We start from the raw sequence: 13,410 nt of genomic DNA on the forward strand, positions 1-13,410 counted from the left end.
TGAAAGTGACGCTCACGGATGACGCCGGGGTCGCGATCGAGGGGGTGACGGCGGCCGACGGGACGGTCACGCTGGCCCCGGCGACGGCCAAGCCGTCCGGGGGCAAGTACCGGGTGCAGGTGATGAATCCGAAGCCCGGGGTGCTGTTCCCGGCGTTCGCCTCGCGGCAGGGGCTGGACGGCGCGCCGACCCAGCTGAGCAGCAACGAGGAGTTCGTCGACCTCTCGGGCGGCAAGAACGTGGCGTACACCACCGGGCTCTGGAACCCCGGTGACTACTGCCAGAAGAACGCCCCGCTGGTCACGACCTGCCAGCCGATGGACCGCGAGGGCGGGGCCCAGCGCACGCTGGTCTCCTTCCCGTACAGCGCGCGTGGCCAGGACGGCGAAGGCGTGACCGCCACGAACCTCGCCACCAACGCCGATACCGGCACGCTGTACGGCATCGCCTGGAACAAGGCCGACCGGCGGTTGTTCTCCTCGGCGGTGGCCAAGCGCACCACCGACTACGGCCCGGGCGGTGCCGGGGCGGTCTACGTCACCGACATCGCGCAGAAGAAGACGACGCTGTTCACCACCGTCCCGAACGCGGGCTCGACGGCCCACGGCGGCGGTACCGACGACGCCTTCCTCGACACGCCGGGCAAGGAGAGCCTCGGCGGCATCAAGATCACCGACGACGGCAAGGACCTGTTCGTCGTCAACCTCAACGACCGCAGGCTCTACCGCTACAACGCCACCCTGCCGGCCGCCGGGAGCCCGACGGCCTCCTACCCGATCCCCGACCCGGGCTGCCCGGCGGCGGGGGACTGGCGTCCGTTCGGCCTCGGCCTCCAGGACGGCACCGGCTACCTCGGCGGAGTGTGCTCCGGCGAGTCCACGGGCAAGCTCACCGACCTGCGCGCGGTGGTCCTGCCCTTCGACCTCGCCACCGGCGTGTTCGGCAAGCCGGTGCTGGACCAGCCGCTGGACTACCCGCGCCAGTCCACCGTCGGTTCGGGCCCGTGCGACGGTGCGGGCTGGTTCCCGTGGACGAGCACCTACCCGACCACGCAGAACGGCCGCCCGTGCGGCAGCGCCACCATCGCCAAGCCCGAGCCCGAGTTGGGCGAGATCACGTTCGAGACCGACGGCTCGATGCTGCTGGCCTTCCGCGACCGCTTCAGCGACCGCGCGCCGGGCGCCCCGGTGCCGGGCTTCGTCGCCGTCGTCATGTCCGGCGGGGACCTGAACAAGGCCTGCCGGGCGAACGGCACGTACGTGATGGACACCAACAACGGGTGCGGGCTCGCCCCCCGGGGCACCCGGTTCTTCGACACGACCTGGGGCGGCCACCGCAACACGGCGTTCGCCGGCATGGCGCTGTCCAAGGTCGAGAGCACCGTCGCGGTCTCCGCCTTCGACCCCAACCACACCGCTCTCGGGTACGGCACGTCGTTCCTCCAGCGGGCGAACGGCCAGCAGGACCCGCAGTTCGGTTTCCGGCTCAACCCGGCCGGGACGATCGCGCCGTTCGGCAAGGGCGCCTCGATGGGCGACCTGGAGGTGCTCTGCGACCAGGCGCCGCTGCAGATCGGTAACCGGGTCTGGTACGACCCCGAGCGCAAGGGCGTCCAGAACCCGGGCCAGCGCCCCGTCGAGGGCGCGACCGTCCACCTCTACGACGAGTCGGGCAAGCTGGTCGGCACGACGAAGACGACGAAGCGCGGCGAGTACTACTTCGACGACTCGAACGTCACCGGCGGCCTCAAGCCGAGGACCAAGTACACGATCCGGCTCGACAACCCGGCGGACTACGCCAAGGGCGGGCCGCTCTACCAGTGGGTGCCCACCGACGCGGACGTCGGCGACAACCACTTCATCGATTCCAAGGGCCTGGTGCCGCCCGGTACGAAGTTCCCCGAGCGGGCGCTGACCACCGGCGGGCCGGGCGAGAACGACCACACCTTCGACTTCGGGTTCCGGCAGCAGGAGGGCGCGCTGCGCCTGGTCAAGCACGACCAGGACGGCAAGCCGCTGGCGGGGGCGAAGTTCCAGCTGTGGCACGACACCAACGGCACCGACGGGTTGCAGACCGGCGGTGACAAGCCCGACACGGCGGTGGGCGGCCCCTGCACGACCGGCGCCGACGGCCTCTGCCAGGGCGCCGGGGTGCCGGGGACGTACTACTGGCAGGAGCTCAGCCCGCCCGACGGCTACGCGGCTCCGGACACCACCGTGTTCGGCCCGCTGGCGCTGACCTCCGACAACCTCGCGGACGGTGTCTCGGTGACGGCGGTCAACCGGCTGCTGCCCACTCCGACGCCGACCCCGACGCCGACCCCGACCCCGACGCCGACCAACTCGCCGAGCCCGTCGAGTTCGCCGAGCACGCCGGAGCGGACCACGCCGCCGGGGCCGACGGAGTCGCCGAGCCCGTCGACGGCGAACCCGCTGCCCCCGCCCGGGGGACAGCTGCCCAGCACCGGCGCCAGTGCCCTGGTGCCGCTGGGGATCGTCGGCGGCGCGGTGCTGGTGGCGTCCGGCGGTGCGCTGGTCCTCGTCGCCCGTAAGCGCAGGGCGCGGCACCAGTAGGAATAGGAAGCGGTGAGTTGGGGCGGGCCCGTGGCGCGAGTCGTGCCACGGGCCCGCCCGCCGCTCGTTCGCACGACGGTGACGACGAGCACGACGGCGACGACGAGCACGACGGTGATGACAAGGAGGAGGGCTGCCAGATGGCCCGCAGGAAGATCGGGAAGAGGGCGCGGTTGCGCCTGCTCGTCGGGGTGGTCGGCGCGGTGGTGGTCGCCGGGGCCACGGTCCTCGGGGTGACGGCCTGGGGCGAACCGGAGGAACGGCCGGTGACCATGGACGAGGCGTCCCGGCTGGCGCTGTCCCGGCTGACGCTGTACCAGGCCAGCCCGGCGGCGGTGGCGCTCACCGCGGCGGAGGGCGGCGGCGTGCAGATCCGGGTGGAGGGGGTGGTGGACTACCGCACCCGCCGGGGAGTGGGCCGCTACCAGGTCTCCGGGGCCTCGGGTCAGCTCGACCACGGCCTGATCATCTGGGACGGCGACGGCCTCGGGCTGGCCCCGGAGCCGGCCGGCTCCGGCCCCGCCTGGGAGCAGGCCGAGCACGTCCCCCGCTCCGGCTGGTCGCCGCGCTCCTACACGGCGGACCCGCTGGACGCCGGGCTCGGCCTGCTGGTCCGCCTCGGCGCCGACCGGCCGGACAACCCGCTGCTGCTCGCCCAGTCCGGGGCGCGCCTGCTCGGCCGGGATCGCATCGACGGCCGCGACTACGACCGCTTCTCGGGCCCGCGCGCCCAGGGCGCCGCCCCGGACGGCGGGCCGTCGCCGCTGACCTACTGGGTCGACGGCGCCGGCGCGCTGCGCCGGGTCACCATGCGGATGTCCGGCCTGGGCACCCCGACGACCGTCGACCTCACCGGTCGGCAGGACGGCGTGCGGATGCCGGAGGCGCCGTGGGCCGCCGGGTGAGGCCCCGGGGCCGCCGGGGCTGCGGCTCACCGGGGCCCGGGCTCACCGGGGTTGCGGCACGGCGGCGGTGTCCGTGGGTAGGGCGTAGCGGTCCGGGTCGACGGGCCCCGGAAGGTCCGTCGCCGGCCGGCCCGGCGCCGACGGGTCGGGCAGGGAGGGCTGCGCGTCCGGGGCCCGCACCTGGTGGAACGGCACGCCGGGCGGCGCCATGACGGTGGCGGGCCGGCCGCCGGGGAGCGGGCCGCGGCCCTGCGCCCCGCACGCCGCCAGGCCCTCCAACTGCTCCGGGCTCTGGGTGTCGGGCGTGTTGCCGGTGAAGCAGTTGCCGGGGTCGGTGGAGGCCAGCACGAGGTCGACGCCGTTGCCCGTGGCGCGGTTGCCCTCGACGCGGTTGCCGCTCGCCGGGTGCCCGGGCGGGTCGGTGACGATGACCCCGGCGGCGCGGTTCCCCTGGACGAGGTTGCGCAGCACCTGGTTCGCGGTGCCGCCGCCGATCCCGAGGCCGATGCCGAAGCCGCCGTCCGCCTGCTCCGGGGTGTCGGCGGCGTTGTTGTCGGCGATCACGTTCCCGGCGATCACCGCGCCGTGCTGCGGGGCGAGGGATTCCAGGTCGTTGGAGTTCACCGTCACGCCGACCCGGTTGCCGACCACCCGGTTTCCGAGGATGCTGAGCCCGTCGGAGGCGTTGGTCAGCTCGATGCCGACCGCGTTGCGCTCCACGGTGTTGCCGTGCACGAGGGTGTCGCAGGGCTTGCACTGGCCGACGTAGATCCCGGAGTCGGCCTGCCCGGAGGCGTAGGAGTCCTCGATCACGCCGCCGCGCGCGTCGAAGGCGTAGATGCCGTACAGGCCGTTGTCGTACGCCGTCACCCGGGAGGCCCGGAAGCCCTGGACGGGCGGGAAGCGGTTGGTGTCGAGCGGGTCGTACGCGGAGCCGCCGGCGCCGTGCCGTTGCAGGTGCTCGTCGGTGACGCCGGTGAACAGGACGCCGTTGGCGAGGTAGCCGTGCACGGTGAGGTTCTCCACCACCGAGCCGGCGCCGGTGACGGTGATGCCGTTGACGAGCCGCACCCCGCCGTCGAGGACGACGCCGTTGCGGTCCGTCCCGCGCAGGACGATGCGCGGCTTGGTGATCCGGACGCTCTCCGGGTACACGCCCGGGTGGACCAGCACCGTGTCGCCCTCGCGCGCGACGTCCACGGCCTGCTGCACGGTCGGGAAGTCCTCCGGGACCTGGACGACCGTACCGGCCGGATGGCGCGCCTCGTCGGAGGAGGAGCCCGATGCCGCGCAGCCGGCCAGCGCCAGGGTGGCGGCGAGCAGCGCCGCGGACAGCCGTCGCAGCGGTCTCGTCGCACGTGCAGGTGAGGGTCGGTGGGTGAGTTGACGCATCATCGGGATTTGCATGAGAGGTGTTCTATCGTCTCCAATGTCGCCCATGCATGCCGAAACCGGAAAAGTGCGGAAACAGACGGAAGCCGCCGGATCCGGTGTGGAGCGGAGGGCGCTGCTCGCGGCCGGAGCGGTGCTCGCCGCCGGACTCGGCGCCGGCGTCCAGGCGTTGGCGCACGGCGGCCACGAAGGCGCCGCGCCGCACCCGGCGGCCCCGCCACCCGGACCGGCACCCCTCTTCCACGGCCCCCGCCAGGCCGGCGTGACCACACCGCCGCAACCCGCCACCCAGCTGCTGGCCTTCGACCTCGCACCCGCGACCACCGCCGGCGGCCGGGACGCCCTGCGCGGCCTGCTCGCGGACCTCACCCGGCTGCTGGCCGCCGCGACCGCCGGGAGCTCGCCGGACCTGCGGCTCCAGGGCGCCGAACCGGCCCGGCTCACCAGCCTGGTGGGCGTCGGCCCCGACCTCGCCGCCCGGCTCGGCCTGAACGTCCCGACCGCGCTCGCCGACCTGCCGGCCTTCGCCGGCGACCGCCTCGACCCGGCGCGCGGCGGCGGCGACGTCCTCCTCCAACTCTGCGGCGCCGACCGCTGGACGCTGACCGTCGTCGCCGAACTCGCCACCACCGCCGCCCGCGCCGCCGGGGCCACGCCCCGCTGGACCCAGTCCGGCTTTCTGCCCGCCACCGCCCCGGGCACCACCGCCCGCAACCTGTTCGGCTTCAAGGACGGCACCGCCAACCCCGACGAGCCGACCGCCCGGCAGTGGGTCTGGGGTCCGGCGGGGGCGCACGAGAACGGCACCGTCCTGGTCTACCGGCGGATCCGGATGGACGTCGCCGCCTTCGCGGCCCTCCCCGCGGACCGGCGCGACCTGGTCATCGGCCGCCGCGCGGGCGACGGCGCCCCGCTCACCGGCAGCGCCGAACACGACGAACCGGACGTCTACGCCAAGAACCCGGACGGCTCCTACGTCATCCCCGCCACCGCCCACGTCCGGCTCAGCAGCCCCCGCCTCGACGGCGGCGCGCGCATGCTCCGCCGCGGCTACAGCTACGACGACGGCCCGGACGACCGCGGCCTGCTCTTCTGCGCCTTCATGCGCGACCCCGCCCAGTTCACCCGCGTCCAGACCCGCCTCGCCACCCGCGACGCCCTCAACCCGTTCGTCCAGCACCAGGCCTCCGCCGTCGCCTACGTCCTCCCCGGCGCCCCCGAGGGCGCCACCCTGGGCGAGCAGCTCTGGGGCTGAGGGGGAGCAGGGGCTTGCCCGCGACGGCCCGGGGGCCGTCGCGGGCTGCTCGCCGCGGGCGGCCCGGCGCCCCCGGCTACCAGGTGACCGGCAGGTGGGCGGGGCTGCGGGTGGTGGTGCCGAGTTGCCAGGTGAGCCGGTCGACGGGGGTGGTGAGGCGCAGGCCCGGGAGGGCGGTGGCGAGGCGGCGGAGGGATTCGCGCATCTCCAGGCGCATCCGCCAGGCGCCGAGGCAGTAGTGGGGGCCGGCGCTGAAGGCGAGGGTCGGGGCGGGCAGCGGGTGGTCGAGGCCGGCGTCGAGGCCCTCGGGGAAGACGGCGGTGTCGCGGTTGGCGCTGCCGAGGCTGACGGCGAGGACGGCGCCGGCGGGGATCCGGACGCCGCCGAGGTCGACCGGTTCGGTGGCGCGCCGGGTGGTGGCCTCGTCGTCGCCGAGCGGGATGAAGTGGAGGAGGCGTTCGGTGACGCGTTCGGTGGTGTCGGGATCGGCGAGGCGGGGCCACTGCTCGGGGCGTTCGCCGAGCAGGTAGACGAGGGCGTTGCCGAGGGCGCCGGTGACGCTCTCGTTGCCGCTGGCGGTGAGCCCGCAGACCAGGTAGACGAGTGATTCCTCGGGGACGCCGCCGTCCTGGTCGGCGGCCTGGACGAGGCGGCTGACCAGGTCCTCGCCGGGGTGGTGGCGGCGGCGGGCGACCAACTCGCCGGTGTAGGCGGCGTATTCGGCGAGCGCCTCGGCCGGGTCCAGGGCGCCGTCGGCCGCGTCGCCACTGTCGTCCGGGGTGCCGCCGTCGTCCGGGGTGCCGTCGGCGAGGATCGCCCTGGTCCAGCGGCGGAGCCGTTGCTCGTCGAGGCGGTCCGGGCCGTCGCCGTCGAGCCCCATCAGGCGGCTGGTGACGGCGAAGGGCACCGGCCGGGTGAAGGCGGTGACCAGGTCGGCGGGGGTGCCGCCGGCCGCGAGGGCGTCGACGGCCTGCTGGACGCTCTCCGCGACCCAGGGCTGCCAGCCGGCGATGGCGCGTGCGGTGAAGGCCCGTTGGACGGTGCTGCGCAGCCGGCGGTGTTCCGGCCCGTCCTGGTTGAACATCGACGCCGGGTTGCTGGAGACGTCGGCGCCGCCGCCGGGGGTGCCGACGGTGGCCAGGTCGCCGCGGGTGAAGCGGGGGTCGGTGAGGGTCTGGCGGACGTCGTGGTAGCGGGTGACCAGCCAGGCGGGGGTGCCGTCGGGGAGGGTGGTGGGGTGGGGCGGCTGGGCGGGGGTGACGGGGAGTCGGTGCAACGGGGGGAGGGCGGGTGCGGCGGTGGACATGGGTCCCTTCGGGGTCGGCGGTCCGGCGCGGGATGAGAATCCAACTGTCTTATTTACGTAGATCGTTGGATTCCGCTGCTGCTTGTCCCGTTGGTCCCGATGGTAGCGATTTCACCTCCCCCGGTCAGGGTTTCGCCGGGCCCGGCCCGTCAGCCCGTCAGTGGGCCGGTCCGTCGGTCGGCCAGCCCGAGGTCGCGCAGGTGGGCGGTGAGCGCGGCCGGGTCGACCGCCCCCGCGGTGAGCCCGACGTGGCCGTCGGGGCGGACCAGTACGACGGCGTCGCCGTCGATCCCGTAGGCGCGGCGGGCGTGGCCGCCGGGGTCGAGGACGCCGGCCCGGCGCACGCCCGGGAGGTCGGGCAGGGCGGTCAGGGCGGGGTGCTCACCGAAGGCCAGCAGGGTGGCGTGCGGGCCGCGGAAGAGGTCGAACAGGCGGGTGGGGGCGCCGTCGGCGGTGGCGCAGGGGGCGTCCGGGGCGCGGTCCCCGGCGCGGATGCCGGTGGCGTCGTCCAGGTCGCGGCCGAGCGGCCCGCCCCGGTAGTGGACGGACAGCCCGGTGAGGTCGGCGCCGGCCGAGTTGGCCAGGCTGAGGAGCTGGTCGGTCAGGGCCCGGGCCCCGCCGTCGCCGCTGAACAGTGCCCGGTGCTGGGCGGAGGAGGCGGCCAGCACGGCGCGGGCGACGGGCAGCCGTTCGGCCTGGTAGCTGTCGAGGAGCGGGTCGGGGGCGCCGCGCAGCGCCGCCGCCAGCTTCCAGCCGAGGTTGTGCGCGTCCTGGATGCCGGTGTTCATGCCCTGGCCGCCGGCCGCGGACTGGCAGTGGGCGGAGTCCCCGGCGAGGAACACCCGGCCGTCGCGGTAGCGCTCGACCATGCGTACGGTCGGCCGCCAGACGGTGGACCAGGTCGGCTCGTGCAGCCGGGCGCCGGGCAGGCCGGCCCGTTCGGCGAACAGCTGCCGGAAGGTGTCCAGGGTGGGGGCGGGCAGCCGCCCGTGCCCGTCGGGGGTGACGGAGGCGTGGACGGCCCAGGTGTCGTCCTGGCGCAGCGGGACCAGTACCAGGGCGCCGACGCCGAACCGGGGGTCGTCCCAGACGTGCAGGGCGTCCGGCGCGAACCCGTCCAGGCGCATCGTGGCCATCAGGAAGCGCTCCTCCTCCCAGGTCTCGCCGAGGAACGGGATGCCGGCGAGTTTGCGGACGGTGCTGCGGCCGCCGTCGCAGCCGACCAGGTAGCGGGCGGCGATCCGCTCGGTGGCGGCCCCGGTGTGCTCCCCGTGCTGGACGGTGGCGAGGACGCCGTCCCCGTCCTGGGTGTGGTCGACGAGCCCGGTGTCCAGTTCGACCGTGACGCCGTAGTCGGCGAGCCGGTCGCGCAGCACGGCCTCGGTGTGGTGCTGGGCGAGCATCAGCAGGCCGCCGTAGGGGCGGTCGGGGGTCGGGGCGTTGGCGGGTGCCGGGTCGACCTCGTGGCGGAGCCGGTCGCCCCGGTAGCTGCGGATCTTGAGGTTGAGGTCGCCGCGGGCGAGGATCTCGCCGGCCACGCCGAGGTCGTCGAACACCTCCAGCGTCCGGGGGTTGACGCCCTTGCCGCGGACGCCGCGGTCGCGGAAGGCCGGGTCCCGTTCGATGATCCGGCAGTCGACCCCCGCGCGGGCCAGTCCGACGGCGAGCGTCAGTCCGACCGGGCCGGCGCCGACCACGAGGACGTCGGTCGTACGGGCAGTGCTCATGGCGAGTCCCTCCTCGACATAAGATACGAAGCGTTTCTTAATCTCGACTGTAGACTCGGCCCGATAAGAAACGCAACGTATCTACAAGGATGGGTGCGGACCTCGGTGACGACCGGCAGCACAACGGAGGACGGACCGGCGGGCGGCAGGGCCTCCCGCCGGCGCGGCGACGAACTGGAACAGGCGATCCTCGACGCCGTCTGGGCCGAACTCGCCGACCACGGCTACGACCGGCTCACCATGGACGGTGTCGCCGCCCGCGCCCGGACCAGCAAACCGGTGCTCTACCGCCGCTGGCCCAACCGCGCCGCGCTGGTCGTCGCCGCCCTCGGCCGCAACGCCCCCGACTACCGGGAGCCGCCCGACACCGGCGAACTGCGGGCCGACCTCTCGCTCTTCCTGCGCAGGCTGCTGCACCGCTTCGACGACCTGCCGCAGGACGCCGTGCACGGCCTCCTGGTCGACCTGATGCGCGACCCCGAACTGCGCGAGCACTTCCGCGGGCTGGTCGCCCAGGGGCCGGTGGGCGGCCTGACGGCGATGCTGCGCCGCGCCGCCGACCGGGGCGAGATCAACCCCGCGCGGCTCACCCCCCGCACCTGCTCCCTCCCGCTCGACCTCCTGCGCGAGGCCGCCCTGCTCGGCGGCGGCGTCCCGCCCGACCACGTCGTCGACGAGATCCTCGACGAGGTCGTCCTGCCGCTGCTCAGGGCGCCCTCCGCGGGCTGACCCGCGAGGCCGGGGTCCTATGCTCGGAGCCGGTCGAACATCCGTACGCGAAAGGGGTCCGCGCATGAGCGGCAGCGTGGTGGCGGTCAGCAGCAGCGCCGAGTACTCGTTCACCAAGCCGAACCGTGACGGCATCGTGCTGCTCACCGGGCTCGGGGTGGAGGGGGACGTGCACGCCGGGGTGACGGTCAAGCACCGTTCGAGGGTCGCCCAGGACCCGGACCAGCCCAACCTGCGCCAGGTCCACCTCATCCACGAGGAGCTCCTCACCGAACTCGGCGAGTCGGGCTTCGCGGTGGCGCCGGGCGCGCTCGGCGAGAACATCACCACCCGGGGCCTCGACCTGCTCGGCCTGCCGGTCGGCGCGGTGCTGCGGATCGGCCCCGAGGCGGTGCTGGAGGTCACCGGCCTGCGCAATCCGTGCCGGCAGATCGACGCCTACCGGCAGGGGCTGTTGAAGCAGGTCGTCGGGCGTGACGAGAACGGCGCCGTCGTCCGCCGGGCCGGCATCATGACCGTCGTGCGCGCGGGCGGACCGGTCCTTCCCGGCGACGCGATCTCGGTGGAGCTGCCGCCCGGCCCGCACCGCCCGCTCGACCGGGTCTGACCGGCTGCCCGGCCCGCATCCCGCCAGGTATACCCCCACCCCGTACACCGAACGCCCCCGACGGCCCTGCCGTCGGGGGCGTTCGGCCGACAGGGCCTAGCCGAGGCGGCCGACCAGGTCGTAGCCGGCCTCGTCCACGGCGGCGGCGACGGCCTCGTCGGCGAGCGGCAGGGTGCTGTCGACGGTGACCTGGCCGGCGGCGAGGTCCACGGCGACGTCGGTGATGCCGTCGATCTTCCGCAGTTCGGCGGTCACCGAGGTGACGCAGTGGCCGCAGGTCATGCCCTTCACCTGGAAGACGGCCCGCCCGGCGGTCCCGGTGGCGGGGGCCTCGGTGGCGCCGGTGCCGCAGGAGCCGCAGCAGGAGGCGGTGGTCCCGGCGGCGGTCTCGGTGGCGGGGGACTCGACGGTGACGGTGGTCTCGGACATGGGGGTGCTCCTGTCATCAGTGCCCGGCGCCGGCCCGCGGGTGCGGCCGGCCGCTTCGCCCGGAGAACGTACCATACCCCCCAGGGGTAATTGAGAGCGCCGCCCGCGACGGCTGCGAACGGACTCGACCGATCGTCAACCGATCCTTGTGGCACTCTCGTTGCGCCCTTCCGGCAGGGTGGAAGCGGCCGCCCGCATCCCGGCGGCCGGCGCCGGCAGGCGGCCGATCCCATCACCCGAGGTGACACCCCATGGACCACACCACCCGACCCGGAGCGCGCGGGCCGCGCGGACTGCGCGAGATCCTGGCGGCCGGCGAGCGGACGTACTCCTTCGAGTTCTTCCCGGCCAAGGACGACGCCGGTGAGCGCTCCCTGTGGGCCGCGATCCGGCGGGTGGAGGCGGTCGCGCCGACCTTCGTCTCCGTCACCTACGGCGCCGGCGGCTCCTCGCGCGACCGCACCATCGAGACCACCGAGCGGATCGCCGCCCAGACCACGCTGCGGCCGGTGGCCCACCTGACCGCCGTCGGCCACTCCACCGCCGAGCTCCAGGCCGTCCTGCGCCGCTACGCGGACGTCGGGATCCGCGACGTCCTCGCCCTGCGCGGCGACCCGCCCGGCAACCCGAACGGCGTCTGGCAGCCGCACCCCCGGGGCCTGCGGCACGCCGCCGAACTGGTCGAACTGGTCAAGGGCTGCGGCGCGTTCACGGTCGGGGTGGCGGCCTTCCCGGAGCGCCACCCGCGCTCGGCGGACTGGGCGGACGACATCCGGCACTTCGTCGCCAAGTGCCGGGCGGGCGCCGACTACGCCGTCACCCAGATGTTCTTCGACGTCGAGCACTACCTGCGGCTGCGCGACCGGCTCGCCGAGGCCGGCTGCGACACCCCGGTCATCCCGGAGATCATGCCGGCCACCGACGTCCGCCAGATCGCCCGCTTCGCCGAACTCAGCGGTGCCTCCTTCCCGGCGGGCCTGGCCGCACGGCTGGAGGCGGCCCGCGGCGACCGGCCGGCCGCGCACCGCATCGGCGTCGACCACGCCACCCGGATGGCCGATCGTCTGCTCCGCGAGGGTGCGCCCGGCCTGCACTTCATCACGCTGAACCGCTCCACCGCGGCCCTGGAGATCCACCGCAACCTCGGGCTGGACCGGTCGGCGCGGCCGGCCCCGCTGGCGGCGGCCTGACGGGGGAGTGCCGCCCCCGGCGAGGTGCGAGGGGTGATACCCGGTACGGGTATATGGTGCTCGGCGCTGGCGAACCCGGGGCACCAGGGAAGGCGGACCCACCATGCACGCGATCCTGCACGCGCTGTCCATCGCCGGATCGATGACCTGGGAGATCGCCTGGGCGCTGATCCTCGGCTTCCTGCTCTCCGCCGTCGTCCAGGCCGTCGTCCGCAAGTCCACCGTCGTCCGGCTGCTCGGCGACGACCGCCCCCGCACCCTCGGCGTCGCCGCGCTCCTCGGTGCGGCCTCCTCCTCCTGCTCGTACGCGGCCGTGGCCCTCGCCCGCTCGCTGTTCCGCAAGGGCGCGGACTTCACCGCCGCGATGGCCTTCGAGATCGCCTCGACCAATCTGGTCGTCGAACTCGGCGTCATCCTGGCCCTGTTGCTCGGCTGGCAGTTCACGGCGGCCGAGTTCGTCGGCGGGCCGGTGATGATCCTCGTCCTCGCCCTGCTCTTCCGGCTGCTGCTGCGTGACCGGCTGCTGCGCGAGGCCCGCGCCCAGGCGGAACGCGGCCTGGCCGGCTCGATGGAGGGCCACGCGGCGATGGACATGTCCGTCGCCGGGGAGGGCTCCTTCGCCCGGCGGCTGCTGTCCCGGCGGGGCGTCACGGCCGTGTCGCACGTGTTCGTGATGGAGTGGGCGGCCATCCTCAAGGACCTCGTCCTCGGGCTGCTCATCGCCGGTGCCATCGCCGCCTGGGTGCCGGACTCCTTCTGGCAGGCCTTCTTCTTCGCCGACCACCCGCTCGCCGGCCGGCTGTGGGGTCCGCTGGTCGGTCCGGTGGTGGCGATGGCGTCCTTCGTCTGCTCGATCGGCAACGTGCCGCTCGCGGTGGTGCTGTGGAAGGGCGGGATCAGCTTCGGCGGGGTCGTCGCGTTCATCTTCGCGGACCTGCTGATCCTGCCGATCCTCAACATCTACCGGAAGTACTACGGGCGCCGGACGGCCCTGTTCCTGCTCGGCACCTTCTACGTGGCCATGGTGGTGGCCGGCTACACCGTCGAGTTCCTCTTCGGCGCGCTCGGCCTGGTCCCCGACCGGCGCGAGGCCGAGATCCCGATGGCGGGCATCGAGTGGAACTACACCACCTGGCTGAACATCGCCTTCCTGCTCCTCGCCGCCGCCCTGCTCGCCCGCTTCCTGCGCACCGGTGGCCGGGCCATGCTCCGGATGATGGGCGGCGAGCCCGCGGCCGGGGACGGGCACCGGCACGACCGGCGCTGACGCCCGGCAGCGGGTACCTCCCGGGGGTTT

The 13,410-nt window shown here is 74.4% G+C and carries 11 protein-coding genes; 7 read left to right on the top strand and 4 right to left on the bottom strand.

The features are described 5' to 3' along the window. Positions 1–5 precede the first annotated feature (5 nt). Positions 6–2,573 carry an SdrD B-like domain-containing protein gene (locus tag AB0O19_RS07350; protein ID WP_363618387.1) on the top strand — a complete coding sequence of 856 codons (2,568 nt, stop codon included), beginning with the start codon at positions 6–8 and terminating at the stop codon, positions 2,571–2,573. A gap of 140 nt (positions 2,574–2,713) precedes the next feature. After that, a complete protein-coding gene (locus tag AB0O19_RS07355) occupies positions 2,714–3,478 on the top strand; it encodes a hypothetical protein (RefSeq protein WP_363618389.1) in 765 nt (254 codons plus the stop codon). Between the two features lie 42 nt (positions 3,479–3,520). Here the strand turns inward: AB0O19_RS07355 and AB0O19_RS07360 are convergent, their stop codons facing one another. Next, positions 3,521–4,885 carry a right-handed parallel beta-helix repeat-containing protein gene (locus AB0O19_RS07360; protein ID WP_363585942.1) on the bottom strand — a complete coding sequence of 455 codons (1,365 nt, stop codon included), beginning with the start codon at positions 4,883–4,885 and terminating at the stop codon, positions 3,521–3,523. Between the two features lie 85 nt (positions 4,886–4,970). Between AB0O19_RS07360 and AB0O19_RS07365 the strand changes: the two genes are divergently transcribed. Beyond that, positions 4,971–6,125 (top strand): Dyp-type peroxidase, encoded by a 1,155-nt coding sequence (locus AB0O19_RS07365; RefSeq protein WP_363618391.1) that lies wholly within the window; start codon positions 4,971–4,973, stop codon positions 6,123–6,125. 76 nt (positions 6,126–6,201) lie between these two features. Here AB0O19_RS07365 and AB0O19_RS07370 read toward each other — a convergent pair whose 3' ends face one another. Both AB0O19_RS07370 and AB0O19_RS07375 read right to left on the bottom strand, forming a co-directional pair. Next, positions 6,202–7,431, bottom strand: a complete 1,230-nt coding sequence (locus AB0O19_RS07370) for a cytochrome P450 (RefSeq protein ID WP_363618393.1) — start codon at positions 7,429–7,431, stop codon at positions 6,202–6,204. 149 nt (positions 7,432–7,580) lie between these two features. Then, positions 7,581–9,158, bottom strand: a complete 1,578-nt coding sequence (locus AB0O19_RS07375) for an FAD-dependent monooxygenase (RefSeq protein WP_363618395.1) — start codon at positions 9,156–9,158, stop codon at positions 7,581–7,583. A gap of 105 nt (positions 9,159–9,263) precedes the next feature. Between AB0O19_RS07375 and AB0O19_RS07380 the strand changes: the two genes are divergently transcribed. Then, on the top strand, positions 9,264–9,887 hold the full coding sequence (locus AB0O19_RS07380) for a TetR/AcrR family transcriptional regulator (RefSeq protein WP_363618397.1): 624 nt from the start codon (positions 9,264–9,266) through the stop codon (positions 9,885–9,887). Between the two features lie 64 nt (positions 9,888–9,951). Further along, positions 9,952–10,494: an MOSC domain-containing protein gene (locus tag AB0O19_RS07385; RefSeq protein ID WP_363618399.1), complete on the top strand. Its 543-nt coding sequence runs from the start codon at positions 9,952–9,954 to the stop codon at positions 10,492–10,494. 96 nt (positions 10,495–10,590) lie between these two features. On the opposite strand, the gene AB0O19_RS07390 is transcribed toward AB0O19_RS07385, so the two are convergent. Further along, positions 10,591–10,923, bottom strand: coding sequence for a cation transporter (locus tag AB0O19_RS07390; protein ID WP_363618401.1), 333 nt, complete (start codon positions 10,921–10,923; stop codon positions 10,591–10,593). Positions 10,924–11,174: 251 nt separating this feature from the next. Here AB0O19_RS07390 and metF point away from each other — a divergent pair, with 251 nt between their 5' ends. Continuing rightward, complete coding sequence (metF, locus tag AB0O19_RS07395; RefSeq protein WP_363618403.1) at positions 11,175–12,113, top strand: methylenetetrahydrofolate reductase [NAD(P)H]; 939 nt, start codon at positions 11,175–11,177, stop codon at positions 12,111–12,113. Positions 12,114–12,216: 103 nt separating this feature from the next. Then, complete coding sequence (locus tag AB0O19_RS07400; RefSeq protein WP_363618405.1) at positions 12,217–13,380, top strand: permease; 1,164 nt, start codon at positions 12,217–12,219, stop codon at positions 13,378–13,380. Positions 13,381–13,410: the final 30 nt, after the last annotated feature.

The sequence above is a fragment of the Kitasatospora sp. NPDC091276 genome, from assembly GCF_040684355.1.
Taxonomy (GTDB): domain Bacteria; phylum Actinomycetota; class Actinomycetes; order Streptomycetales; family Streptomycetaceae; genus Kitasatospora.